Here is a 25,692-nt window from a genome sequence, read left to right on the forward strand (position 1 = left end):
CGTTTGTTTACTCCAGCGCCAGCAGCGCAAAGCTCGCCAGCCAGTGCCCGCCGCTATAGTGGCTGCCGACCACATGCCCGACGCTTGCGGCCAGATGTTTCGTCACAGCTTCGCGCAGCGCCTGCTGCCCAGGATGGTCTGCGGGAAGCGCGCGGGCAATATGCTTCATGCACCACGCGCGGCTGAGGTTTAATCCGTCGAGATGGGCAATTTTCGGGTCGGTACGATCGCTCACCTCCGCCGGGTTCATCAATGCCGTAACGGCGCCGACCTCCGGCAGAAACAGATCAAACCAGGCCGGGAAGTCCTCCGACACTTTGCTCATCAGCAGCGCTTCCGTCAGCGCCCCGGAAATATACTCATCACCGCCGGGCTCGTAGTGGGCAGGATAGCGCGTGTCGGCGAGATAAAACCGCTCCGCCGCCGTCACAAACGCCTGCTCAAGCGCGCTATCTTCTACAGCTCGCGCGTAATCGAGCGCCAGCGCCAGGGCAAACGCCGTGTTGTAGTGCGTCCCGACGCGGATCGGATAGGTGAGCTTGCTGAGATAATCCACCAGCCTGTTGCGAATATCCTGGGTGAGCGGCTCCAGCGTCCGGTACCAGCCTGCGGCCTGCGGCAGCGACGACTGCTTTATCTCCTGGGCCAGCGCCAGCAGCCAGCCGTAGCCATACGGGCGCTCAAACGAGGCGCGGAACGGCGCGGTGAAATAGGCCAGCTCCTTCGTCACGTTCTCGTCCGTCAGGTGCTCGTCGACAAGCGCGACGATCGCGTCACGGCTCGGCAGTTCCGGGTAGAGGCGCACGCAGCGCAGCAGCAGCCAGTAGCCGTGCACCGCCGAATGCCAGTCAAAACAGCCGTAGAAAATGGGGTGCAGCTCGCGCGGCGGCAGAACGTCGCCATCATCATTAAGCAGGTGCATGATGTGGTTCGGGTATTCCTGGCGCAAATAGGTTAAAGGCATGCGGGCAAACGCGTCAGCCTGATGTTGCGTTAATTCCATAACAGCTCCTTAGCGAAACACGAGGAAATACATTAGGAACACGTTCACCACCAGCAGGGTTAACGCGGTCGGGATCTGGATCTTGATCACCTGATATTTGTCTTTCAGCTCCAGCAGCGCGGCGGGAACGATATTGAAGTTCGCGGCCATCGGCGTCATCAGCGTGCCGCAGTAGCCCGCGTACATGCCAATCGCCAGCAGCGGCGCCGGGTTGCCGTGATGCACGTTGATCAGAAACGGCAACGCGATGCCGGCACTCAGCACCGGGAAGGCCGCAAAGGCGTTGCCCATGATCATGGTAAACAGCGCCATGCCCACGCAGTAAATCACTACCAGCATAAAGCGGTTATCCGGGTTAACGAACAGGCTCACCACCTTCTGCACCGAATCACCGGTGTTGGCTGCCACGAACACGCCGCCGAGCATGGCGAGCATCTGCGGCAGGATCACCGCCCAGCCAATGGTATCGACAAGACGGCGAGACTGACGAATGGCGTGCAGCGGCGTGCCTTTGGTGAGCCACCAGCCGGTGAGGATCGCCGCAACGCAGGCCACGCACAGCGCCGCCAGGGTGAGCTGTTTCTGATCGAGCAGGAACACGCCGCCAATCGACACGCCCTTAAGAAACAGCGTCCCGATAACCGTCACCACCGGGATCATCAGCGCCGGCAGGAATAGCCAGTTTTTAAGGCGGTTTGACGACGCGAGACGTTCGTCTTCGGTCGACATTTTATAGTGCCCTTTTCCGACCAGACCAAAGCCCGCCAGCAGCGCGATAGCGATGACGCCCCCGCCGATTATCCGGTACGCCAGCGATTTCCCCAGCTCCTGCACCATAAGGTCGCCGAACAGGAAGATCCCGCCGAATAAAAACCAGAACAGCGCGGTGGTAAAACGCTTCGGATTGGCGCGATCGCGCAGGGTCATCACAACCAGCAGCATCACGACAAAGCCGATCAGGTAGTACACGCGGTTAATGGTGATAAGCGTCATCATTGCGCGGCCCCCTGCGTACCCTGCTCCGCGCGCCAGGCCATGACGTCGCGACGGATGCTGGCATCCAGACGCAGCAGGCGCGTCATATGAATAATTAATGCCGCAATGGCGGTTGGAATGGCCCACAGGCCGATATGCAGCGGTTCAATGCCCGGAATACCGTTCTCTTTCAGGAAGGCGTCGATCAGCAGCACCGCGCCAAAGGCAATAAAGATATCTTCCCCAAAGAAGACCGCGATGTTGTCGCACGCGGCGGCATGGGCTTTGATTTTGTCGCGGATGTGCTGCGGCAGCTCGCCGTATTCGTTCAGCGCCGCCCCTTCGGCCATCGGCGCCAGCAGCGGACGCACCGTCTGGGCATGACCGCCCAGCGACATCAGCCCCAGCGCGGCGGTACCTTCACGGGCGACAAAATAGAGCATCAGAATTCGCGCCGAGGTGGCGCTGGCGATCTTCGCCACCCAGGCCTGGGCGCGCTCCTTAAGCCCGTAGTATTCCAGCAGACCAATCACCGGCAGGATCAGAATGAAGGTCGCCAGCGAGCGACTATTCACGAACTTTTCGCCAAAGGTCTCCAGCAGCATCCCGAAATCCATCCCGACCAGCAGACCTGTTGCCAGCCCCGCCACCACGACCACCAGCAGCGGGTTGAAGCGTAGTGCAAAACCAATAACCACGATCGGTATCCCGATCAGCGGCAGCAGCGTAGTACCGTCCATAACGTTTACCCTATCGAAAGTGAGCGTTGCGCGCCGGCGACTATTTTTTTAATTTGCGGCGAGCGATGTTGTGTTTTGTTGGCAGGCTTCACAAAACCTGCGCTAAAAAGCTATATCTGAACCTCAAAAACATGTAAACAAATTATCAATAAAATGTTCTTATTTTATCGATGAGTTTACATTTCTGGCTAAGGAACGTTATGAACTCGAAAAAGAGTGCTTCACCCGATCGCGACGATATCAACGATGGCCGGATCGTCTCTTCCCGCCATCTGGTGTCCGAGCGCTGCGCGGAACTGTCAGAACTGGAATATGCGCTGATCATGACCAGCAACGCGTTCAACAAATGGATGGTGCGCTGCATGACCGCAGCCGGTGAGCCCGATATGGGCGCCTTTGACGTTTCGCTGCTGCATCACGTCAACCACCGCGACCGCAAGAAAAAGCTGGCCGATATCTGCTTCGTCCTCAACGTGGAAGATACCCACGTGGTGACCTATGCCCTGAAAAAACTGGTCAAAGCGGGCTACGTGACGAGCGAGAAAGCGGGTAAAGAGCTCTTTTTCTTCACCACCGAGGAAGGGAAAGCGTTGTGCATGAAGTACCGGGACGTGCGGGAAGCGTGTCTGATTGCGATCCACGCGGAGAGCGGCATTGCCGGGAAGTCGATCGGAGAAACCGCGCAGCTGTTACGCACGATCTCCTCCCTGTATGACACCGCCGCCCGCGCGGCGGCATCACTCTAACGCTAAGGACGTCTGAAGAGGGTAATACTCCGTCCGGCCAGCTCGTACTCTACGGTTTCGGTGATCGCGGTCCCTGCGGCAGCGTCATCCGCCGTGGAGAGCTCCAGCACCCATCCCCCTTCGCCAAACTGCGGGATCTGGAACGGCACGGTGCCTTCAAACGGGTTGAACAGCATCAGCACGTCGTGCCAGATGCCGTCCTCATGCCTGAGATCCGGCCTGCTGATGGAGACGCCGAGCGTCGAACCTTCATCCCACTGTTCGGCCTGCTGCGGGCCGCCTCCGGCATTAAACCAGCGGATCTCCAGCCCGTCGCGCCAGCTCTCACGACGCAGCAGCGGCTGTTGCGCGCGAAGGGCGATGAGCCGTCGGGTGAACTCGCGCAGCGCGGCGTCGTTTTCGGAAAGCCCCTTCCAGTCGATCCACGAGATCTCGCTGTCCTGACAGTAGCCGTTATTGTTGCCCTTCTGCGTGCGGCCAAACTCGTCCCCCGCCAACAGCATCGGCGTGCCGTGGGAAAACAGCAGCGTGGTCAGGAAATTACGCTTCTGCCGCTCCCGGGTGGCGATAATATCCGGGTTATCCGTCGGCCCTTCTTCGCCATAGTTGTACGAGCGATTGTCATTATGCCCGTCGTTATTGTCCTCGCCGTTGTCGGCGTTGTGCTTTTCGTTGTACGACACCAGGTCATTCAGCGTAAAGCCGTCGTGAGCGGTGATGAAGTTGACGCTGGCCCACGGACGACGTCCGCGCAGGTCGTACAGATCCCCGGAGCCCAGCAGGCGTGCGGCAAAGTCGTTGGAGACGTTATCACCCTTCCAGTACTCGCGTACGGTATCACGGTATTTGTCGTTCCACTCACCCCAGCCCGGCGGGAAACCGCCGACCTGATACCCGCCGGGACCGATGTCCCAGGGTTCACCAATCAGCTTAAGTCTCGATAACACCGGATCCTGCGATATGGCGTCGAAGAAACCGCCGCGCGGGTCAAACCCTTCCGGCTCGCGGCCCAGTATCGTCCCCAGGTCGAAACGAAAACCGTCAATATGCATCGATTCCGCCCAGTAGCGCAGCGAATCCATCACCATCTGCAGCACGCGCGGGTGCGAAGTATTGACCGTGTTTCCAGTCCCGGTGTCGTTGATGTAGTACCGGTGCTGGTCCGGGAGCGTGCGGTAATAGCTGTAGTTATCAATCCCCTTAAACGAGAGCGTGGGGCCAAGCTCATTCCCCTCCGCCGTGTGGTTGTACACCACGTCCAGAATCACCTCGATGCCCGCATCATGATACGCGCGCACCATGTCGCGAAAGCCCTGGATCCCCGCCGGGCCGTAATAGCGCGACGCCGGAGCAAAAAAGCCGAGGGTATTATAGCCCCAGAAGTTCTTCAGACCACGATCGAGCAGATGCTGGTCGTCCGGGAACCAGTGAACCGGCAGCAGCTCCACCGAGGTGATTCCGAGACTCTTGATGTAGTCGACCGAGGCTTTGTGTCCCATCCCCTCAAACGTCCCGCGCAGCTCGGGCGGGATGGCCGGGTTCATCTGGGTAAAGCCCTTCACGTGGCTCTCGTAGACAACGGTATGCGGCCAGGGCACCTCCGGCCGGTTGTTGTCCTGCCAGTCGAAGGCGTCCGGATCGATAACCTTGCATTTGGGCGTGAACGGCGCGCTGTCGCGCGTATCAAAACTAAGATCCAGTTCATCATGCCCAAGCTCATAGCCGAAATGGGCGTCGTTCCAGTCGATATCACCCACCAGTTCACGCGCGTACGGGTCGATAAGCAGCTTATGCGGGTTGAAGCGGTGACCGTTTTCAGGATCGTAGGGTCCGTAGACGCGATAGCCGTACAGCGCGCCGGGCTTCAGGTCCGGCACATAGCCGTGCCAGACCTCATGGGTATATTCCGGCAGCTCCAGCCGGGCAATTTCGTTTTTCCCGGACGGGTCAAACAGACAGAGTTCCACCCGCTCAGCGTGAGCGGAGAACAGCGCGAAGTTGACGCCCTTCCCGTCATAATTCGCCCCCAACTGCTGGCCATGACCGGCCCGAATTTCAAACGTAGTATCCTTTGCCATTTTCGTTCTCCACGATTATTCGCAGGTAAGCAGAACCAGTACACATCCCTTTTCTGACGTTAAATCCAGCGTCTCTTGCAGAATGCGGCTTTCACCGCTGAACAGATCCCGATAGCGTTTCCCCGCCAGCTCCTCGGGTATCGCGACCGTGGTATTGACCCACAGCTGATGATTATCGGTGACATCAAAAACCAGGCGCGGCACGGCGACAATCAGCGCCTCCTCGTCCTTAACGCGCGCATAGACAATCAGGTTCTCCTCGCGCTCGCCGGAGACCTTAAGCGGCAGCCAGTCGCCGTAGCGGAAAAGCGCGTCGTAATGCGGTCGAAGCCGCAGCAGCGTGGCGGTGACGAACTGCTTAACGCGCCCGTCCCGCCAGCAGGCCGGGTTATCAAATACCGTGGCATCCGCCGCGCTGAGGTTGTGCACCAGCGCGTTGAAGTCCGGCTCCCGTCGGTTATCCGGGTCGACCAGGCTAAAGTTAAGCGCCTCGCTGCCCTGATAGATATCCGGCACGCCGGGAGCCGTCAGCTTGATCACCGTCTGGCTGAGGCTGTTCATCAACCCGGCCCGGATAAAGGGCTGCATCGCCTCGCTAAAATCCTGCAGGAACAGGGCGTTGTCCGGCGAAAGCAGATGCCGCGCGTAGCTCAGCACCACGCTCTCATAGCTCTCGTTGCTGTCGATCCAGTCGGTGCGCTGTTTTGCCTCCCGCAGCGCTTTCTCGAGGAAGCCGAGGAAACGTTCTTCCAGCGATTTCAGCCCGTCGGCGTCGTCCGGTGACAGCGTGGCGGGCCAGACGCCCGCCAGCGCCTGATAGATCATCCACGTATCGGCGGCGTTCGGCGCGGTACCGTCATTGAGAAAACGCACCTGGGTCTGGTTCATCTGCCGCCAGCGGGCCAGGTTGTCACCCCATCGTTCCGGGGCTTCCGTCAGGGTATAGAGACGCGCCCGGGCGTCTTCCCCGCGCTTGGTATCGTGCGTGGAGGTGCCCAGCAGCGCGTCGGGCTGTCGGGCGAGACGAATGCGCATATCCTGGTGGAAGCGGGATAATGAAAACGCGCGCGGCGTCGGGTCGGCGCCCACTTCATTGAGCGCCAGCTCCAGGTTGTGGCGAAAGAACAGCGTGTCTTCAACGGACTTTGCCATCAGCGGCCCGGTAAGCTGCTGGAAGCGGGTTCTGAACAGCGCGGCGGACTCGCGGCAATCTTCCGGCAGGTCGCCGGTAAGAATGTGCACAATCAGACTCAGCGCCGCTTCAGACGTCTCCACGCTGGCGACCACGCGGTTAAGCAGCGCCACGTCAGACGGGGTTAATCCCTCCCGGGTGCCGTAGGTGCGGTAGACCGGAAAGGCAATAAGCAGCTCGCGCAGCGCGTGGCGGATCTCCTCGCGCGGCAGCGCAACCTCATTGCGGCGGGCCAGATCCTCAGCAAGGTTTAGCAGCGTGGTGAATTCACCCTCGAAATTGCGATCGGTCATCAGGCCTTTGGCATCGCGCAGTTCCGCATGGCGATCGACCGTTATTCCCAGCGTTTCGTCGTGGATGGTCTCCAGGCGCGACAGGTTATCGTCATCGACCAGCACTTCCGCCAGCGAGGCGATAAACTCGTAGCCGGTGGTGCCGGATACCGGCCAGTCGGCGGGGAGCTGTTCCCCCTTCGCGAGGATTTTTTCAACCGTGATGTAGCAGTCGGGCCCGGTTTTCTCCCGCAGGCGCTGCAGATAGCCCAGCGGATCGGCCAGGCCGTCGACGTGGTCAATGCGCAGACCATCTACCACGCCTGCGTGGACCAGCTCAAGGATCAGCCGATGCGTATCGTCGAAGACCGCGTCGTCTTCAACCCGAACGCCGACCAGGCCGATGATCTCGAAGAAGCGCCGCCACGAGAGCTGCTTCGGCGCCTCCCGCCAGGACATCAGCCGCCAGCTTTGCGCTTCATGCAGTTCAGCAATGCTTTTCTCCTCGCTGTACGTGCCGGGGTTGAGCGGATACGCCGTGTCGTAATAGACCAGAGAGGGCTTTCCAGTGACAGTGTCACGCACAATGTCAATCGCGCCTTTCTCCAGCTCGGCCTCAAAGGTGTCGCCGAGGAACGGCAGCGTTAGCGGGCGCGACCCGTCGATATCGAAATAGCGGAAATAGCGGCTCTGCTGGCCGTATTCAATCACGTCCCGCCACCAGGCGTTTTCCAGCGAGGTGGACATATGGTTCGGGACAATATCCAGAATCAGCCCCATGCCGGCCTGCTTAAGCGCTGCCGCCATGCGGTCGAAACCGTCTCGTCCGCCGATCGCGGGGTCAATTTCATTCGGGTTGGTCACGTCATAGCCGTGGGTGGAACCCGCTGTGGCGGTAAATACGGGCGACGCGTAGAGATGGCTGATGCCGAGATCTTTCAGGTAAGGCACCAGCGCCGCAACGCGGTCGAAGGTCATGCCATTACGGAACTGAATACGGTACGTGGCGGAAGGGATCATAACGATGCTTCTCCATCAGCAAAGCGAACGACAATACCGTTCGGCGGTAAAACGTCAGTGACTTCCGGCCAGGCAAAGCGCGTCTCACCCGCGAGATCGGGCATCGAGACGGGCTTATTGCCGATATTCAGCGCCAGAGAGAGCGTGCCCGACGGGAAATGCCAGCTCACCGCCACCATGCCGGGCGCGGTCTTGATTACCTTGCCCTCAACGGCGCCGCCATGACGCAGAAGCGGAACGATATGGCGATGACGCAGCGTCAGCAGGTGGCGCGTGAAGCGCAGCCACGTTTTGCCTTCGTCGGTGGCAATCTTATTCCAGTCGAGTTTTGAACGGATGAAGGTGTTCACGTCATTCGGATCCGGGACGGTTTCATCGTGCCCTGCATGGCCGGTAAACTCTTTCGCGCGCCCTTCCCGCACCGCCTTTGCCAGATCGCCGTGAAAATCGGTGAAGAACAGGAACGGATGCGTTTCCCCAAACTCCTCGCCCATAAACAGCAGCGGGATATGGGGGGAAAGCAGCAGCGCGGCAAGCAGCACCCGCGTCTTGTCGGATCCCGCCAGGGCGATCAGCCGCTCGCCCTGGGCGCGGTTCCCGGTCTGATCGTGGTTCTGAATAAAATCGACGAAGAACTGCGGCGGCTGCGTCTGGCACTCCACTCCGCGAGACTCGCCGGTTTGCAGCGAAATCTCGCCCTGGTAGACAAAGCCTTCTGCCAGCGCCCGGGCGAACTTTTTCTCCGGCTCAAAGGCAAAATCCTGGTAATACGCGTGGGTCTCGCCGGTGGCAAACACGTGGGCAGCGTTGTGGAAGTCGTCATTCCACTCGGCGGTGAACTGCGGCGCGTTGCCCTGCTCATCGCGCGGATGCAGGAAAATCACGTTGCGGCTGTCTTCCGTGGTCAGGTGAACGTGACGGTGCGGGATTGCCTCGCGGATCTTTTCTGCTATCTCCACAAGAATGTGCGTGTCCGAGCCGTCTTTAATCTGGTCGATGGCATCGAAGCGCAGGCCGTCCAGACGGTATTCCGTCAGCCAGTAGAGGGGCGCATCGGTGATGTACTGCCTCACCGGCTCGCGCTCGTAGGCGATGCCGTTGCCCCACGGCGTCATCCGCTGCGCATCAAAAAACGCGGGCGACAGCAGCGGCAGATAGTTCCCCTCCGGGCCGAAGTGGTTGAGCACGATATCCAGCACCACGGAGAGCCCCAGCCCGTGCGCGGCGTCGATAAACGCGTGGAAATCCTCCGGCGTGCCGTAGGCAGAGTGCGGGGCGTACAGCAGCACGCCGTCATACCCCCAGCCGCGCGTTCCGCCAAACTGGGAGACGGGCATGACTTCAAGCTGGGTAATACCGAGCTCTGCCAGATACGGCAGCTTGTCGATGGCGGCCCGGAAGGTGCCCTCCGGGGTAAACGTGCCGATGTGCAGCTCGTAGATAACCGTGTCTTCCCACGGCCGCCCTGCCCAGTCCCGGTTGACCGGCTGATAGCGATGGGGATCGATAACGACGGAGGGGCCGTTAACGTCGCCCTTTTGCGCGCGCGACGCCGGGTCGGGCACCGTCATGCCGTCCTGCAGAACAAACTGATATTCTGCACCGTGCGTGACGCCGGATACGTCAGCCTGAAACCAGCCGTCGCACGTTGTCGTCATCGGCACGTCGGCGGCGGCCAGACGTAGCGTAAGTTCTTTCTGTCCTTCTGCCCAGACGCGAAAACGTACAACGTCATCGGAAATAAACTCAGCACCCCACTGCTTTTGAAATGTCCTGAATTCCATTCATTGTCCTCGAATGACCCACATTTTACGCGGAACGAAGTACAAGCTTAGTTCAGGATTAAAAGTGCGTGAGCCCAGCGGATTTAACCGCTTCGTCTATTCTTTATTAAATAACTCACTACCGGGAATACTATGCAGATTCGAAAAGGACTCAGTACCGACCTCACACGCCTTGAATGCTGTGACTTTTCTTTCACCATAAGCCACGTTGCGCGAGAGCCCTTTATCCACTGTGATTTGCATATCGAAGCCGTCGCTGAGCCCTGGATTAAAACCTACGAGCTCGATATCCAAACCCTTGAAAACCATTGCGTTAATCCGGACGCCATATTTCTTATTGCCGAAACGGATGACGGTGAAATAGCCGGATTTATTACCGCGTCAATCGGCTGGAATAAGTTTATCTCGGTGGATTACATTGCCGTGGAGCGCACGAAACGCAGAACCGGCGCCGCGCAAAAATTAATGGCCGCCGCGCACGTGTGGGCCCGCAGCGTAAACGCGCCGGGACTACGGCTTGAAACACAAAATGTGAACGTCTCTGCCTGTCTGTTTTACCGCAACTACGGCTTTACCTTGGGCGGATACGATCGTTATCTCTACAACGCCTTGCCGGAAAAAGACGAGGTCGCCCTGTTCTGGTATTACATGCTGGTCTAAGGGCGCGGCCTTCATATTTCTGTCATTGAATTTCATTACGCTTTCGGGATTTTAACCACGGTGTTGAGGAAAGAAGTGTGAATTCAATGGCTAAGGCATTACTGCTGGCATTACCTGTTTTGAGTGCAACGGCGACGGCCGCCGGGGGCGACCTGTGTGAACCCAAAGCGTACGAAATGGCGCTGCGCTATCAGCAGAAATCGGCAGAGATTATGGCCCTTCAGTTGCAAACCTATCGGTTTGCCACCGAGCGTTTCAACGAAAAGTTAAAAGAGCTGAATACGCCCGAAAACTACGCCGTGGTGATGGACCTCGACGAAACGGTGCTGGATAACACCCCTCTGCTGGTGCGCGACACCGAGCAGTGTCACGACTATACAAAATGGGATACCTGGAGCGACTGGGAGAAACAGGGAAAACCCGGCTTAATTCCGGGCGCGAAGGCGTTTCTTGACCATGTGAATCAGAGCAAGGTGCGGATCTATTATGTCTCGGACCGCATGCAGGAAAATAAAGCCGATACGCTCAGGACGTTAAAAGCCCTGGGACTTCCGCAGGTGTCCGATGAAAGCGTGCTTCTGGACACGGTCAGCAAGGAAGAGCGTCGCCAGAGCATCCTCAAAAAGCAGCAGATCGTGATGCTGTTTGGCGACAGCCTGCCGGATTTCGCCGTGCAGTTTAAAAACAAAAAGCCGAGCGAACAGCAGCGTGAACTGGTTGAGGCCAGCGCGGAACACTTCGGAAACGACTGGATTGTGCTGCCAAATGCCGCTTATGGCTCCTGGTCCAAAGCCACGCCGGACGGCTGGAACGCACCGCTGAAAAAATAACGTGTTACGGGCCGGGAAAGGCAGCATCGCCACCCGGCCTCTTCGCTGTGCTATCCACTGCGTTTATAGGTCCTATCATTTCTGGGCAGGTTCTTATAATTTTACGAAGAAGTAAGATGAGCGCTTTCAAAGGAGACTCGTATGCTTACCGTGAAAAAACTTGCTCTTTCCACGCTGATTTCCAGTTCACTGCTTTTCTACCCTGCGCTGCAGGCGGCGGCAGAGACGCCTCAGCACGTCGTTAAACAACCGGCGGGCGGATACAGCGTTCAGGTCGGCGATGTGCTGGTTACCTCGTTTACGGACGGGACCGTCGCGCAGGATCTGCACAAGCTGCTGCGCCGGACAACGCCGCAAAAAATCGATGCGCTGCTCGCGAAGAATTTCCAGACCAACCCGCCCGAGGTGTCCATCAACGCGTTCCTGATTGCGATGCCCGGACATAAAATTCTGGTAGATACGGGCTCAGGCCAGCTCTTTGGCCCCGGCAACGGCGGACGTCTGATTGAGAGCCTCGCCACCCAGGGGGTTAAACCCGAGGACATTACTGAAGTCCTGCTGACCCACGCCCACTCCGATCACGCGGGCGGTCTGGTGAAAGACGGCAAGGTGGTGTTCAGCAACGCGCGCGTTTTCGTTGGCAAACCGGACGTCGACTTTTTCTTTAACGACGAGAATCAGAAAAAAACCGGCTACGGCAAGAACTACTTTGACGTCGCGCAGAAGACCTTAAAACCCTATCTTGATGCCGGTAAAGTGGTGCCGTTTAGCGGCACATCTGAGATTCTTCCGGGGCTGACCGGCACGGTTCATCCCGGCCATACGCCGGGTTCAGCCTTCTACACCCTGACGAGCAAAGGCGAGAAGATCACCTTTGTCGGCGACATCATTCATGCCGCGGCGGTACAGTTCCCGCAGCCTGACGTGACCATTACCTACGATGAAGATCAGAACAAAGCGGCAAGCGTGCGCGAGCATGCGTTTGCGGACTTTGTGAAAAATAAAGACCTGGTTGCCGCGCCCCATCTGCCGTTCCCGGGTATCGGGTACGTCACCAAAGGCGAAAACGGCGGCTATGCCTGGGTCCCTGTCACCTATACCAACCGGGACGCCAGCAGCGCGAAATAAAATGACGCCCGTCTCTGACATGGACATCGACCTTATCCTGACCCTTGACGCCCTGCTTCAGGACAGGAATATCACCCATGCGGCCGCGCGGCTGGGCATCAGCCAGCCCGCGCTTTCCGCCCGTCTCGCGCGTCTGCGAACGCTGTTTGGCGAACCGCTGTTTATTCCTTCCCCACATGGACGTGGGGTGCTACCCACACCGAGAGCGGAAGCGCTTAAGCCGCAGGTTGAGAGCGTGCTGCGCGGCATCAGCGCGATGTTTTCTCCCACCACGTTTGATGCCCAGACCAGCACCCGAACCTTTGTCATCGCCCTGCACGAAAACCCGGCGCTGATGCTGGGCTCCGGGCTGCTTAACCAGGTGGGTACCGAAGCTCCCGGTATTCGTCTGCGCTTCGCCCTGCCACAGATGTCCGAATTGCCGCAGCAGCTGGAAAACGGGGATGTGGATATCTACATCGGCGTAAGCGCGGACGCCCATGACGGCTGGGTGAGACGCAAACTGCTCGACGACGCGTTTGCCACCGCCCAGCGCAAAGGCCATCCGCGCGGGAGCGGGGCGTTAGACCTGGAAAGCTACTGCGCGCTTTCTCATCTGGTGGTGTCATCGGCGGAAGATCCGTTTACCGGATTTGTCGATCAAACCCTGGCCGGGCTGGGCTATCAGCGACGCGTTGCGATGTCCACGCAGAGCTACGCCGTGGCGCCTGCGCTTGTCGCCGGTACCGACCTGGTGTGCACCCTGCCGGAGCGGATGCTGAGACAGTTCGCCTCCACGCTGGATATTTTTCCGCCGCCGCTGCCGCTCCAGCCGATTACCATCTACATGTACTGGCACCCGAAAAACAGCCAGGATCCGGCAAATGCCTGGCTGCGCGAGCAGCTGCTGCGGGCCGCCGGACGTCAGGTGTGATCGAGCGTAACCAGAAACTTTTTAAGTACTTCTGATCGGATAATCCGGTGGCAAACCAGCGTCAGCTCGCTTTCCCGGAGCCGGTCGAGGATGTCCACGTAAACCACATTCTCGACGCTCACCGCTTTTGCCGACGCGGGCAGCAGCGCCAGCCCAAACCCCGCCGAGACCAGGCTTATCACCGTGGGCACGTCGGTCGCGTTTTGCACCACGTCCGGCTGAAAGCCCGCCCCGCTGCAGGCGTCATAAAAGTACTGTTCCAGCCCCATTCCCTCCGGGTCGCGCAGGGAGATCCATTTTTCGTCCTTCACTGACGAAAGCGTCAGCGCGGAAGATCCCGCCAGCGGGTGCTGACGAAACAGCGCCAGCACCGTTTTCTCTGACGTGAACGGGCGGCTTTGCAGATCGTCAGGCAGCGACGGCAGCGGCGCCCGGATAATGGCCACATCGAGCTGGTTGCTCTGCACGGCCGCGTAGAGCGTCTGCACGTTTCCCGTCACCAGCGACATGGTAATGGCCGGCCAGCGCGTGTGCATCTGTCGCAGCGCGGCGGGCAGCCTGCCGTCGAACATCGCGCTCGACACGCACCCCAGGTTTAATACCCCCTGCTCGCCCCGTGCCGTTTGCCTGGCGTCGAGAACCGCCTGCTCGGTCAGGGAAATGGCGAGCCTGGCTTTCACCAGAAACGCTTCACCCGCGGGCGTCAGGGTTAAGCGGCGGTTCGCCCGGCTGAAAAGCGTGACGCCTAAACATTCTTCCAGCGCCTTTATCTGCTGGCTCAGTGCCGGTTGCGCCATGTTCAGACGCTCGGCGGCCCGGTGCATGTGGAGCTCTTCGGCCACGACGATGAAGTTGCGCATCTGACGAAACTGCACGGAACGCCTCCTTTTGATAAGAATTTACTTATCAATTTAGCAGTAATGATGCAATTGATGCTATTGGTCATTGCCATAAAAATGGAGGTATTCAAACGAGGGAGGAAAATATGGAAAACAAGATTAACGATCTCCGCAGCGCCATCGCCCTGCTTCAGCGCCATGAAGGGCAGTATCTTGAAACCGATCATCCGGTCGATCCCAACGCGGAGCTGGCGGGAGTCTACCGTCATATCGGCGCGGGCGGCACGGTAAAACGCCCGACCCGCACGGGCCCGGCCATGATGTTCAACAGCGTCAAGGGCTATCCGGGCTCCCGCATCCTGGTGGGCATGCACGCCAGCCGCGAGCGCGCGGCGCTGCTTCTGGGCTGCGAGCCCTCCGAGCTTGCAAAACACGTCGGCCAGGCGGTGAAAAAGCCGGTTGCGCCGGTTGTCGTTCCGGCCTCGCAGGCGCCCTGCCAGGAACAGGTTTTCTACGCAGACGACCCTGACTTCGATCTGCGCAAGCTGCTTCCGGCCCCGACCAACACGCCGATTGATGCGGGTCCGTTCTTCTGTCTGGGACTGGTGCTGGCAAGCGATCCGGAAGACAGCTCGCTGACGGACGTCACCATTCACCGCCTCTGCGTGCAGGAGCGCGACGAACTTTCCATGTTCCTTGCCGCCGGACGCCATATCGAAGTGTTTCGTAAAAAGGCGGAAGAAGCCGGAAAACCGCTGCCGGTGACAATCAACATGGGTCTCGACCCCGCCATCTACATCGGCGCGTGCTTTGAGGCCCCTACCACACCGTTTGGCTACAACGAGCTGGGCGTCGCCGGGGCGCTGCGCCAGCAGCCCGTCGAACTGGTGCAGGGCGTGGCGGTAAAAGAGAAAGCGATCGCGCGGGCGGAAATCATCATCGAGGGCGAACTGCTGCCGGGCGTGCGCGTAAGAGAAGATCAGCACACCAATACCGGCCACGCGATGCCGGAGTTCCCGGGCTACTGCGGCGAGGCGAATCCCTCCCTGCCGGTGATCAAAGTGAAAGCCGTGACCATGCGAAACCACGCGATCCTGCAGACGCTGGTGGGACCGGGGGAAGAACATACCACCCTGGCCGGATTGCCGACGGAGGCCAGCATCCGCAATGCCGTTGAGGAGGCGATTCCGGGCTTCCTGCAAAACGTCTATGCCCATACCGCGGGCGGCGGTAAGTTCCTCGGGATATTGCAGGTGAAAAAACGCCAGCCGTCAGACGAAGGACGCCAGGGCCAGGCGGCGCTCATCGCCTTAGCCACCTATTCGGAGCTGAAAAACATTATTCTTGTCGACGAAGACGTGGATATTTTCGACAGCGACGACATCCTGTGGGCGATGACGACGCGCATGCAGGGCGATGTCAGCATCACCAATATTCCGGGGATCCGAGGCCACCAGCTGGATCCGTCCCAGTCACCGGATTACAGCACCTCGATTCGCGGCAACGGCATTTCCTGCAAGACGATCTTCGACTGCACGGTGCCGTGGGCGCTGAAGGACCGCTTCGAGCGCGCGCCGTTTATGGAGGTGGATCCGCGTCCATGGGCACCGGAGCTGTTTGGCGGAAACTGATCACTAAAGGCCACGTTAGGGTGGCCTTTATCGTTATCCTGGCAGGTATTCTAGCGTTTCATCCGAGGTTTTTTCCGTTTATTTCTCTGCGCCAGGGTTCAGGGATCGTCAAAGCCAGGTAATGGTGCTTTACGCGTTCCCCCCCATGGCGAACGGTGTTTCTTTATCGTTTCCGGTAAATCATTAACTAATCGCTTCTCTTCCTCATCCGGGTAAAATTGCAAAGACGCTTTCTTAATCAGCCCGGCGTGAATAAAATGTTCAATCTGCTCATGCCTGGACCTGAGCCAGTAATTTGCCGACTGGAAGCAGAAAAAAACCACCGAGGATAAATGATAGGGTGGATTTTTCGGAAGTCTCAATGCCGTCAGCCGTCCAGTCGTTGCCGCTTCCCCCACTTTCTTGTACCCTTTCTCCGTTAACCCTGCCCCCACAAACATTGAGACATCCGGACATCTATGACTGCACACATTTCTAACGATCCTTTGCATGGCGTAACGCTGGAGATGATGGTCAACGCCCTGGTGGCGAAATATGGCTGGAGCGAGCTGGGTGACCGCATCAAAATTAACTGTTTCAGAAAAGATCCCAGCGTTAAATCGAGCCTGAAATTTCTGCGCCGCACCCCGTGGGCGCGCGCGGAAGTGGAAGCCCTGTATCTGGACTCCCTCAACGATGAGGTAAGCGCAGAACAGGCGGAACCCGCCTTTAATCCCTGGGCCAACAGTCGGATTATCAAGAGCTAATACGCAAATGACGCGACACGTAAAACGGATTGGTGCGCTGGCTGCCTGCGCGCTTTTACTTGTGAGTTGCTCCTCAAAACCACCCAAATCATTGGTTACCCCTCTCCCCACCGCGAGCAAACCGACGCAGCAGGCAAACGAGCCGATGCGCGGGATCTGGCTGGCGACCGTCTCTCGTCTCGACTGGCCGCCGGTTGCCTCGGTGAATGGCCGCAGCGCTGACCAGCGCATCGCGATGCAAAAGCAGGCGCTGACAAGCAAGCTCGACAACCTTAAGCACCTCGGCATTAATACGGTGTTTTTCCAGGTGAAGCCGGACAGCACGGCCCTCTGGTCATCAAAAATTTTACCGTGGTCGGATATGCTGACGGGCAACATCGGCGAATATCCGGGATACGATCCGCTGCAGTTTATGCTGGATGAAGCGCACAAGCGCGGCATGAAGGTCCATGCCTGGTTCAACCCGTACCGCGTGTCGACCAACACGAAGCCGTCCACCATCGCCGCCCTGAACCGGACCGCCTATCAGACCCCGTCCAGCGTCTATGTTCAGCATCCGGAGTGGGTGCGCATCTCAGGCGACCGTTTTGTTCTCGACCCCGGTATTCCGGAAGTGCGCGACTGGATCACCAAAGTGGTGACCGAAGTGGTGGCGAACTACCCGGTAGACGGCGTGCAGTTTGATGATTACTTTTACGCCGAATCGCCGGGGTCCGCGCTGAATGACGCACAGACCTGGCGGCAGTACGGTCAGGGATTTGCCTCAAAGGCCGACTGGCGTAGACACAACACGCAGCAGCTGATCGTCCAGGTGTCCCGCGCGATTAAACAGACTAAGCCCGACGTTGAGTTTGGCGTCAGCCCGGCGGGCGTGTGGCGTAACCGCTCCTTTGACCCGGCAGGCTCGGACACCCGCGGCGCCGCGGCCTACGATGAATCCTACGCCGATACGCGTCAGTGGGTTCAGCAGGGCCTGCTCGACTACATCGCTCCGCAGATTTACTGGCCCTTCTCCCGGGACGCCGCGCGCTACGACGTGCTGACCAAATGGTGGGCCGACGTCGTTAAGCCGACCCACACTCGCCTGTATATCGGCATTGCGTTCTACAAGGTGGGCGAGCCGTCGAGAAACGAACCGGACTGGACGGTTCAGGGCGGCGTGCCGGAGCTGAAAAAACAGCTCGATCTCAACGATTCGCTGCCCAACGTGAACGGCACCATCCTGTTTCGGGAAGATTACCTGAACCAGCCGCAGACCCAGCAGGCGGTAAACTACCTCCGAGGACGCTGGGGTAGCTGATTGATGACCAGGCAGAAACATCCCGTTTCTGCCTGTTTTTTTTACGGCTTCGGCCCGAACATCGCCTCAAGCTGCTGCGCATCCGGCATACCGACCACCTGCTGCAGCTCATTTTCCGCATTCAGATAGTAAATGGCCGGCGTGGCGTTAGCGCCCAGGCTGTCCATCAGCGTCTGGTGCTTCTGCAGGATCTCAACCGTCTCACGGGAAGCCTCGCCCTCAGGCTTCGGTAATTTTTTCCCACCGGAAAGCTCGTATTCGCGCCACGCCGAAACCGGATCTTTCGCATTCAGAATCGCCGAGGCGTTACGCCCGCTGTTGGGGTTGAGAAATGCCACCAGCAGCGTGTTGAGCTGCACCTTGCCCGCCTTCACCCACGGCTGCGCTTCGGCCCAGAACTGCTTGCAGTACGGACAGAACGGATCGGCGAAAACAAAGACTTTACGCGGGGCGTTATCCGCCCCTTCCTTCAGGGGATGCGCCGCGTTGAGGTTCTTCCACATTTCGCGGCCCATCGGGGCGTAGATCTCTTTCTGGAAATAGCCTTCGCTGAGGTTTTTTCCTTTGTCATCGTACAGATAGCCTGAAATGACGTGCTTGCCGTCCGGGGTTAAAAAGAGCGTCACGCCCATATCCTGATACTGCCCCAGCCAGGCGGGCGCGCCGCCGGGCGCATCCAGCTTCTTGATGATTTTAATGTTCTGCTGCTCGCCGAAGTGCTTCACCACGTCCGGTATGGCTTCAGCGGCCTGCACCAGCCCTGACGTCGCCAGCGCTGAAAGTAACAGTAATCTTTTCATTTCCCTCTCCGGTTTGTCGGGGGCATTCCGCCCCCTTCAGGTTAGCGGTTTTTCAGTGCGTCACTGACCATTTCGTCGAACTGTTCAAACGGCACCCAGCCGGGCAGCAGTCCCTCGCCGATGAGCGTGGCGGGCGTGCCCTGGATCCCCATTTTTTCCGCGACGATCAGGCTGCGCTTGATCGTCATCAGGCTCTCGTCATCCGGCGCGGTGACGCTCACGCCCGCCCGCTTCTGCGCCTCCTGAATGCTGGCGTCATCGTGGTAGCCCTTTTTCGCCATCAGAGTATGGTTCAGCTTCATAAACTGCCCCGGATCCTGACGCCAGAGCGTTAACGCATCGCGCGCCGCGGTTAGCGAACTTTCCGAGCGGAAAGGTAAAAATTTAAAGACCACCGCGACGTCCGGATGCTTTTCGACGATCTTCTCCAGGTACGGATCGAATTTTTTACAGTACGGGCAGTTGTAGTCGGTAAACACAACCAGGGTGAGCTTTGGGTTTTTCGCGCCGATGCGCGGGGAGTTCGGATCGTTAAACAGGAAATCAGCGATCATCTTCTGCGCACGCTGCTCCTGGTCCGGCGTCAGCGGCTGGGCAGCGAACACCTGAACCGGGGCCAGCAGGAGCAGAAGCGTAATAAGGATTTGTTTCATAACACAGTTAGCCTTTTGCGTTGGTCAGGGTGGTGATGAGGGTGCGCTTGTCCAGCAGCGGCGAGAGGATTTCGCCGTCAGACAGGCCGGGGCCATACACCGCGTTAAACGGAATAGCGTAACGGTTTCGCTTCGCCAGAAAATCCGCGATAAACGCGGACGGCTGGCTCCAGTCTCCGCGCAGGGCCACCACGTCCGGCTGGCGCAGCGCGGCAATGACGTCCGGCTGATTCAGCACCCGATGCTCGTTAACTTTGCAGGTCACGCACCAGTCCGCCGAGATATCCACAAACACCCGCTTCCCCTGCGCCAGCGCCTGCTGGATGGCCTCCTCGCTGAGCGGCTGCCACGGGATGGACTGAGCGGCATTCTGCGCCGGAGCGTCAGGCGGCGCGTTAAGCAGCCCGCGCGCCTGATACCCGCCGAGCGCCGACAACGCGATAATCACGAGCCAGAACAGCGGTGAGGATTTTTGCCCCTTCAGGGCTAACAGCGCGAGCGCGACGGCGATGAGCACCAGCATCACAATCTGGCTGACCGCCTCGCCCAGATGCACGCTTAACAATGTCGCCAGCCACAGGCTGGAGGCGAGCATCATCAGGCCCAGAACGACTTTTAGCGTATTCATCCAGCGGCCGGGTTTCGGCAGCAGCATGGCCGTTTTCGGCACCAGAGCGACAAACAGCCACGGCAGGCTCATGCCCACGCCGAGCATCAGGAAGATCAGCCACAGGGAGTGCAGCGGTGCGCCAAGGGCAAAGGCGACCGCCGTACCGAGGAACGGCGCGGAGCACGGCGTCGCCAGCAGCGTGGCGAACATCCCTTCGCAGAAGCTGCCGCCAATCCCCGCGCCACCTGCCGTAGCCAACCGTCCCGTAGCGGCGGAAGGCAGCAGCATCTCAAACACGCCAAACAGGTTCAGCGCAAACAGGAAGGTGACGGCGACCATCAGGCCGATAAACCACGGGTTCTGGAACTGAATGCCCCACCCCAGCGACGCCCCGGCCAGCTTCAGCGCGGTCACCATTCCCGCCAGCAGCATAAAGGAGGTGAGGATCCCGGCGCTGGTGGCGAGGAAGCGCAGCCTGATGGCGCGCCTGTCCGATCCCGCCTGCAGGATGCTGTTAAGCTTCATGCCCATGACAGGCAGCACGCAGGGCATCAGGTTCAGGATCAGCCCGCCCAGCAGCGCAAAGAGCACCATTTTTCCCGTCCCGTCCGGCGCTGAGGTCACCTCGGGCGCTATCCCAACGGTCATGGCGGTTTGCTGCGCATTGCCGCCACTGGTCAGCACAAACGACAGCCTTTTGCCTTCCAGCGAGGCGGGTTTATCGCCCCATTCGTCGGTCACGGGAACCGCCACCCGAAGCGTATTGCCGTCGTGTTTGATGACCGGCTCGCCGGGAAGAATGTCACCCTCCAGCGGGTCAAAGTAGATCCCCGGATTATCCCACTTCCCGTCCGTCGTGCCGGTAATCACCAGCTTGTCGCCAGCGAGCCAGGCGGCAAGATCCGCGGATACGCCTGACGTACCGGGCACGGCGCGCATCGCTTGCTCAAAGGCGCTGCGGAAGCCCTCATCCACCGGCTGGGTAAAATCGAGATGCAGCGGGTAGTCCGTCAGCAGGCAGACGTTACTGCACGTCGAGAGCGTGAGCGTTCCGTCGAGCGTGTCGCCCTCCACTCCGTCGAGCGTAATCGGGATTGTGACCTTATCGTGATAGCCCTGCGTGGTCATGCCGGAGATATCGAAGCGCGACGGGACCGGCCAGGACCAGCTGTCCGTTACGCCATCCGGCCAGCTGATTTTCGGCGCGACGCCGCCCTCGCCCGGCGATCGCCAGTAGGTTTTCCAGCCGGGCTTTAGCTCAACGGTGAGCAGGCCTTTAACGTGCGTTTGCTCCCTCTCCGCCTGAAAGCGGATGCGGGCGTGATCGTTTTGGGGGGAAACCAGCCAGCCGGTGTCCGCCGCATGGACAATGCCGATGCAGGACAGCCACAGGAAGACGAATCCCCTGAAGAGGTTAACCATGTTGTACTCCGTGAACATTGAAAAATTATCGTGTGGTGACGATGTTTTTCATTCACGGAAAACGCAGTTTTTAAGGTGTATTCGGGGAGGCGGTGCCTGAACGGGCTGTACTGCGGGAGCCAATGCCCGCCCTTGCGTAAGCAGCTGCAGCAGCGCGAAGAAGATGATAATGGCCGGCAGAGCGCCGTCGAAGAACAGCGGCTGCGCACAAAGCAGCGAGTGCGCGCCCAGCTGACACGGCGACGGGCCGGGCTGTTCGGTGCTGCTGGTTTGAGCCGGGGCATCTGCACTCAGGGAAATCTGCGGATCCAGTCCCTGTAAAAAATGGTTGAGCATCACCGCACGCTGCACGAGGCAAAGCGCCATCGCGAGACAGGTGATAATCAAAAGCCATTTTCCGAGGAGCTGACGGTTGCGCATAACAATCCAGAGTGACAAGACGCCCCGATCATAAACGATAGTGATGAATCTACAAGTGCCGGAAGTGTAAGGTTTTGTCTGCCGCCGCTATTCGCCCGTCAGCGCGTCATAGACGTCCCGCAGCCGCGTGCGCAGAAACAGCACCGCCTTGTGCTTGCGGGATAACAGCGCCTGTTCGCTGGCGCCGGTCTCCTCTGCCAGCATTTTAATGCTGTAGCCGTGGAGCTCGGTCTTTTCAAACGCCTCCCGCTGCGTCGGCGGAAGTTCAGACAACGCCTGGCCCAGCTCTTCCCACAGCAGCGTTTTGAGGTACTCCTCTTCCGGCGTGTGCGCTACGCCGAACAGGGTTTCGGCCAGCTCGTCCTCCGGGAAACCCTCTTCGTCTCCGCCCGTAAAATAGCCGGAGAGCGACACTTCGCGCTTTTTACGCGCCCGGTCGGTCATCTCGTTACGCGCCGCGCGGAACAGCCAGGCGGCGACGTTTTCGACCGGCTGCTCCACTTTCATCAGCTGATAGGTGACTTCCTGCAAAATGTCGTCGGCATCATCGCGAACGGACGTCCGTCCGCGAATGAAGGCTTTCAGCCGGGCGCGGCAGGCATTGAGCGCCGACATCAGCATGGATCCGCCCGCCTCCCCGGCTTTCATCTCGCTCACTCTGCTTCCGGCGCTTTTGGCGTGGCGTCGTCGCGCTTATCGTCACGATGGCCGTGCCAGCCGCAGTGCCCGCGTCCGTGGCGACCGAACCCTTCGCGACGCTGCTGAATAAACGCCTCGCGCTGTTCTGGCGTCATGTTCATCCAGCGCTCGTGCATCCGGCGGTGCGCACCAAACATCCCCGGGCGGAAACCCAACCCGCCAAACAGAATGCGGCTCAGCACCAGAATGCCCAGCGCCTGCCAGAATCCGATGGCCTTCACGCCGAGGATGGCCGGGAGCAAGGCGTTCCACAGGGTCATCACCACCAGGCCGAGCACGATGAATATCACCGAGCCGATGACTAAACCCTTGCCCATACGGTGGCGACCGAATCCGCGCCCGTGACCTCTGTCGTGCATATCAAAATCTCTCATGGTTTTTACCTCGTTTACAGTAACTGATTATGGCTTGTGATGAGGTAGACGGATGAGGGAGGGAAATATTGCTGGGGTGAATGAAATAATTACTCTGGCCGCACATTCGCGGTTATTGCCCGGCGGCGCTGACGCTTGCGCGGGCCTATAGGTTTCGTAGGCCGGGTAAGCGTCAGCGCCACCCGGCACATGTCAAAGGCTTACGCCTGCACCGGCAAACTAAAACTCGAAATACTCCGCGAAAGCTGCTGCGCCTGCTCTTCCAGCGAGGCCGCTGCCGCAGCGGACTGCTGCACCAGCGCGGCGTTCTGCTGGGTCACGCCGTCCATTTCGGTCACCGCCTGCCCGACCTGGCCGATCCCGCGGCTCTGCTCTTCGGAGGCGACGGAGATCTGCTCCATCAGCGTATTCACTTTATTCACCGACGAAATAATCGAGTCAATCACCTCACCCGAGCGGCTGACCAGCTCCGCACCGTTTTTCACGCTGGATACCGACTGCGCAATCAGGCTTTCGATGTCTTTAGCCGCCACCGCGCTTTTCTGCGCCAGGGTGCGCACTTCGCTGGCCACGACCGCAAAGCCGCGCCCCTGCGTGCCGGCGCGCGCCGCTTCAACCGCCGCGTTCAGCGCCAGAATGTTGGTCTGGAAGGCGATACTGTTGATCACGCTGGTAATGTCTTCGATGCGCTTCGAGTTCGCCGCGATGGTATTCATCGTGTCGATGACTTCACGGGTCACCGCCTCACCGGTGTGGGCATTTTTCACCGCGTCCTGCACCAGTTTACCGGCCTGATAGACGTTGTCGGTATTGTTCGCCACCGTCGCGCTCAGCTCTTCCATGCTCGCCGCCGTCTGGGTTAACGCGGAAGCCTGCTGTTCGGTGCGTGACGCCAGGTCGATATTCCCGGAGGCAATCTCCTGCGCCGCGTGCGTGACGGTATGGCTCGCATCGCGCACCTGGGCGATGGTCGCCAGCAGCGCCTGACGCATCTGCTCCATTGAGCTCATAAGATGATCGATTTCGTTATGTGCACTCCCCTTGACCGGCACCGGAACGTCCAGCTTGCCCGCCGCAATCTGGCTGCAGTGCTCGCGCGCCAGGTTGACCGGCGCAAATACAAAGCGCTTCATCAGCAGGCTGACGGCGACAATCACCACCACAAACAGGCAGGCGATAGCGGCAATAATCACCAGGCCGGAGACGAAGTTACTGCTCGCATCCTCGTTCAGGCTTTTGGCGTATTTCTGGTGGACGGAAAGGACCTGGTCGAGAACGATCTCGTACTGGCGGTCGAGGCGGGAGACTTCCGGGATCAGCGCGTTAAATTTGGCCACATCGTGCGCCTCGGCGGCATCGATCAGCGGCGCCAGCCCCTGGTTGCGGTAGTTTTGCCAGGCATCCTGATAGGCAGTCACCAGCGACGCTTCATCGCTCAGGCGCGGCGACGCCATAAAGGCCGCAAAGGCGTGGTCCGCTTTGGTCAGCGCCTCTTTCACGGCGGTTAGCTTAGCAGCCCCGTCCGCCGAGTTTCCCGCTTCCACCATCTTCACATACTCCATCACCCGCACGCGCAGCGTACGGCTATGGTTGATGGGGTCAATAATGGACAGCACAACCTGGATCTCTTTGTTGACGTTATCCAGGGAGTTATTACTTTTAATGATGAGGCCAACGCTGGTCACGGTGCTGACAACAAAGAAGAAAAGCAGCGAGAACAGAACGATCAGGGACGACTTTTTCAACGACATAAACCAATACCTCAAGGAGAATTATTCCTTATGGTTATCGGCTCTTCCAAAACTTAAATTAATTAAAGTTATTGATGTATCGGTCCGAGCTATATTGCTCACTTATAGCGCCGCTGCAGGGTGGCAGCCAGCTTGCGTTGCAACGGTTCCGGGGTCTCTCCCTCGATCAGTTTGCTAATCAAATCAAAGCAGTGCCACGCCAGCTGGCGGTTATCCTGACGAATGGTATCCACGGGAATCGTCAGCGAATCGTAGAGATAGTGATCGTCAAAACTGGCTAACCTGATATCACTTTGCAACAGGTTGTGTTGGCCCATATAGCGCAGCACCCCTTCCAGCAGACCGCATGCGGCGGCGAACAGCGCTTTTGGCGGACGCCCCAGACGGGCGCAGAGTTCAGCAAACATCTCGTACCCGGAGCTCGGGTGATAGTTGCCGTGAATGATCCACTCGGGGCGCAGCGCTACGCCGGCCTCTCGCAGACCTTGCTTAAACCCTTCCAGACGGTCGCGCGTCGGAGAAAGGCGCGGCTGACCGCCGAGGAAGTAGAACTCATCAGGATGCTGGCGCGCAATGTCGGCCACCAGTTCCGCCGTCGGGGTAATGGAGTCGGTGATCACCAGCGGCAGCGCGCTGTCGTTGATGTGGCGGTCAAACAGGACAACGGGCAGCTGCTCGCTCAGCTTATGGTAGTCCGCATCGTTAAGCATGCTGGAGGCCACAATCAGCCCGTCCACCTGACGCGCCACCATGTTGTTCACCACCACCGTCTCCTGCCCCGGGTTTTCATCGCTGCAGGAGATCAGCAGCTGAACGCCCGCCTCGCGGCACAGCGTTTCCAGCTCGTGAGAAAAGACGGCAAAACCGTAGTTGGTGATCTCCGGGACCACCAGACCAACGGTGTGGCTGCGGTTATCGCGCAGCGACCGGGCGTGAATGCTGGGCTGATAGTGGTGCTCTTTTGCAATCGCCAGCACGCGCTCGCGCGTCTCTTCCGCCACGCGAAGCTCTTTGCTGCGACCGTTCAGTACCAGGCTGGCGGTGGCTTTTGACACCCCCGCCAGCTCCGCGATGTCTTTAATGGTGACGCGTTTTGTTTTTCTCAC

General features: G+C 59.2%; 24 protein-coding genes. 8 read left to right on the forward strand and 16 right to left on the reverse strand.

Going from position 1 to position 25,692, the window contains the following annotated elements; genetic code table 11:
- Positions 1–7: 7 nt before the first annotated feature.
- The 3 genes from F0320_RS10900 to F0320_RS10910 are packed head-to-tail and all read right to left on the reverse strand — an operon-like array spanning position 8 to position 2,718.
- Positions 8–1,003 carry a DUF2891 domain-containing protein gene (locus F0320_RS10900; protein WP_126328546.1) on the reverse strand — a complete coding sequence of 332 codons (996 nt, stop codon included), beginning with the start codon at positions 1,001–1,003 and terminating at the stop codon, positions 8–10.
- A 9-nt stretch (positions 1,004–1,012) separates the two neighbouring features.
- On the reverse strand, positions 1,013–1,999 hold the full coding sequence (locus tag F0320_RS10905; RefSeq protein ID WP_047653330.1) for a DUF979 domain-containing protein: 987 nt from the start codon (positions 1,997–1,999) through the stop codon (positions 1,013–1,015).
- Positions 1,996–2,718: a DUF969 domain-containing protein gene (locus tag F0320_RS10910; RefSeq protein WP_047653331.1), complete on the reverse strand. Its 723-nt coding sequence runs from the start codon at positions 2,716–2,718 to the stop codon at positions 1,996–1,998. Before F0320_RS10910 ends, F0320_RS10905 begins: the two co-directional genes overlap by 4 nt.
- A gap of 200 nt (positions 2,719–2,918) precedes the next feature.
- Here F0320_RS10910 and F0320_RS10915 point away from each other — a divergent pair, with 200 nt between their 5' ends.
- Positions 2,919–3,464 (forward strand): winged helix DNA-binding protein, encoded by a 546-nt coding sequence (locus F0320_RS10915; protein WP_126328547.1) that lies wholly within the window; start codon positions 2,919–2,921, stop codon positions 3,462–3,464.
- A 2-nt stretch (positions 3,465–3,466) separates the two neighbouring features.
- On the opposite strand, the gene glgX is transcribed toward F0320_RS10915, so the two are convergent.
- The 3 genes from glgX to treZ are packed head-to-tail and all read right to left on the reverse strand — an operon-like array spanning position 3,467 to position 9,810.
- Complete coding sequence (glgX, locus tag F0320_RS10920) at positions 3,467–5,542, reverse strand: glycogen debranching protein GlgX (protein WP_126328548.1); 2,076 nt, start codon at positions 5,540–5,542, stop codon at positions 3,467–3,469.
- A 15-nt stretch (positions 5,543–5,557) separates the two neighbouring features.
- Positions 5,558–8,026 (reverse strand): malto-oligosyltrehalose synthase, encoded by a 2,469-nt coding sequence (treY, locus tag F0320_RS10925; RefSeq protein ID WP_126328549.1) that lies wholly within the window; start codon positions 8,024–8,026, stop codon positions 5,558–5,560.
- Positions 8,023–9,810 (reverse strand): malto-oligosyltrehalose trehalohydrolase, encoded by a 1,788-nt coding sequence (gene treZ / locus F0320_RS10930; RefSeq protein ID WP_126328550.1) that lies wholly within the window; start codon positions 9,808–9,810, stop codon positions 8,023–8,025. Before treZ ends, treY begins: the two co-directional genes overlap by 4 nt.
- A 132-nt stretch (positions 9,811–9,942) precedes the next feature.
- Here treZ and F0320_RS10935 point away from each other — a divergent pair, with 132 nt between their 5' ends.
- The 4 genes from F0320_RS10935 to F0320_RS10950 all read left to right on the forward strand — a co-directional run bounded on the left by F0320_RS10935 (position 9,943) and on the right by F0320_RS10950 (position 13,341).
- On the forward strand, positions 9,943–10,470 hold the full coding sequence (locus tag F0320_RS10935) for a GNAT family N-acetyltransferase (RefSeq protein WP_126328551.1): 528 nt from the start codon (positions 9,943–9,945) through the stop codon (positions 10,468–10,470).
- 86 nt (positions 10,471–10,556) lie between these two features.
- Positions 10,557–11,300: a 5'-nucleotidase, lipoprotein e(P4) family gene (locus F0320_RS10940; RefSeq protein WP_407043994.1), complete on the forward strand. Its 744-nt coding sequence runs from the start codon at positions 10,557–10,559 to the stop codon at positions 11,298–11,300.
- Positions 11,301–11,441: 141 nt separating this feature from the next.
- A complete protein-coding gene (locus F0320_RS10945; protein WP_126328553.1) occupies positions 11,442–12,428 on the forward strand; it encodes an MBL fold metallo-hydrolase in 987 nt (328 codons plus the stop codon).
- 1 nt (position 12,429) lies between these two features.
- On the forward strand, positions 12,430–13,341 hold the full coding sequence (locus F0320_RS10950; RefSeq protein WP_126328554.1) for a LysR family transcriptional regulator: 912 nt from the start codon (positions 12,430–12,432) through the stop codon (positions 13,339–13,341).
- On the opposite strand, the gene F0320_RS10955 is transcribed toward F0320_RS10950, so the two are convergent.
- Positions 13,332–14,216 (reverse strand): LysR substrate-binding domain-containing protein, encoded by an 885-nt coding sequence (locus F0320_RS10955; protein ID WP_126328555.1) that lies wholly within the window; start codon positions 14,214–14,216, stop codon positions 13,332–13,334. The two genes, F0320_RS10950 and F0320_RS10955, sit on opposite strands and share 10 nt — an antisense overlap.
- Before the next feature lie 110 nt (positions 14,217–14,326).
- Between F0320_RS10955 and F0320_RS10960 the strand changes: the two genes are divergently transcribed.
- A complete protein-coding gene (locus F0320_RS10960; protein WP_126328556.1) occupies positions 14,327–15,811 on the forward strand; it encodes a UbiD family decarboxylase in 1,485 nt (494 codons plus the stop codon).
- 98 nt (positions 15,812–15,909) lie between these two features.
- Here F0320_RS10960 and F0320_RS10965 read toward each other — a convergent pair whose 3' ends face one another.
- Positions 15,910–16,251, reverse strand: a complete 342-nt coding sequence (locus tag F0320_RS10965; protein ID WP_126328557.1) for a hypothetical protein — start codon at positions 16,249–16,251, stop codon at positions 15,910–15,912.
- Between the two features lie 18 nt (positions 16,252–16,269).
- On the opposite strand from F0320_RS10965, the gene F0320_RS10970 reads away from it, so the two are divergent.
- Positions 16,270–16,557 (forward strand): VF530 family DNA-binding protein, encoded by a 288-nt coding sequence (locus tag F0320_RS10970; RefSeq protein ID WP_126328558.1) that lies wholly within the window; start codon positions 16,270–16,272, stop codon positions 16,555–16,557.
- A 7-nt stretch (positions 16,558–16,564) separates the two neighbouring features.
- Positions 16,565–17,857, forward strand: coding sequence for a glycoside hydrolase family 10 protein (locus F0320_RS10975; protein WP_126328559.1), 1,293 nt, complete (start codon positions 16,565–16,567; stop codon positions 17,855–17,857).
- Positions 17,858–17,898: 41 nt separating this feature from the next.
- Here the strand turns inward: F0320_RS10975 and dsbG are convergent, their stop codons facing one another.
- The 8 genes from dsbG to F0320_RS11015 all read right to left on the reverse strand — a co-directional run bounded on the left by dsbG (position 17,899) and on the right by F0320_RS11015 (position 25,692).
- On the reverse strand, positions 17,899–18,657 hold the full coding sequence (dsbG, locus tag F0320_RS10980) for a thiol:disulfide interchange protein DsbG (RefSeq protein ID WP_126328560.1): 759 nt from the start codon (positions 18,655–18,657) through the stop codon (positions 17,899–17,901).
- Positions 18,658–18,698: 41 nt separating this feature from the next.
- Entirely contained in the window at positions 18,699–19,310 is a 612-nt protein-coding gene (locus F0320_RS10985) for a DsbA family protein (protein WP_126328561.1), read from the reverse strand.
- A 7-nt stretch (positions 19,311–19,317) separates the two neighbouring features.
- Positions 19,318–21,342, reverse strand: a complete 2,025-nt coding sequence (locus tag F0320_RS10990) for a protein-disulfide reductase DsbD family protein (protein WP_149323777.1) — start codon at positions 21,340–21,342, stop codon at positions 19,318–19,320.
- A 48-nt stretch (positions 21,343–21,390) separates the two neighbouring features.
- A complete protein-coding gene (locus F0320_RS10995; RefSeq protein ID WP_126328563.1) occupies positions 21,391–21,762 on the reverse strand; it encodes a hypothetical protein in 372 nt (123 codons plus the stop codon).
- Positions 21,763–21,849: 87 nt separating this feature from the next.
- Positions 21,850–22,410 carry an RNA polymerase sigma factor gene (locus tag F0320_RS11000; protein WP_149323799.1) on the reverse strand — a complete coding sequence of 187 codons (561 nt, stop codon included), beginning with the start codon at positions 22,408–22,410 and terminating at the stop codon, positions 21,850–21,852.
- 5 nt (positions 22,411–22,415) lie between these two features.
- Positions 22,416–22,835, reverse strand: coding sequence for a hypothetical protein (locus F0320_RS11005; protein ID WP_126328564.1), 420 nt, complete (start codon positions 22,833–22,835; stop codon positions 22,416–22,418).
- Between the two features lie 200 nt (positions 22,836–23,035).
- A complete protein-coding gene (locus tag F0320_RS11010) occupies positions 23,036–24,586 on the reverse strand; it encodes a methyl-accepting chemotaxis protein (RefSeq protein WP_126328565.1) in 1,551 nt (516 codons plus the stop codon).
- 98 nt (positions 24,587–24,684) lie between these two features.
- Positions 24,685–25,692 (reverse strand): LacI family DNA-binding transcriptional regulator, encoded by a 1,008-nt coding sequence (locus F0320_RS11015; RefSeq protein ID WP_126328566.1) that lies wholly within the window; start codon positions 25,690–25,692, stop codon positions 24,685–24,687.

The organism is Enterobacter dykesii, from assembly GCF_008364625.2.
In the GTDB taxonomy this organism is placed as follows: domain Bacteria; phylum Pseudomonadota; class Gammaproteobacteria; order Enterobacterales; family Enterobacteriaceae; genus Enterobacter; species Enterobacter dykesii.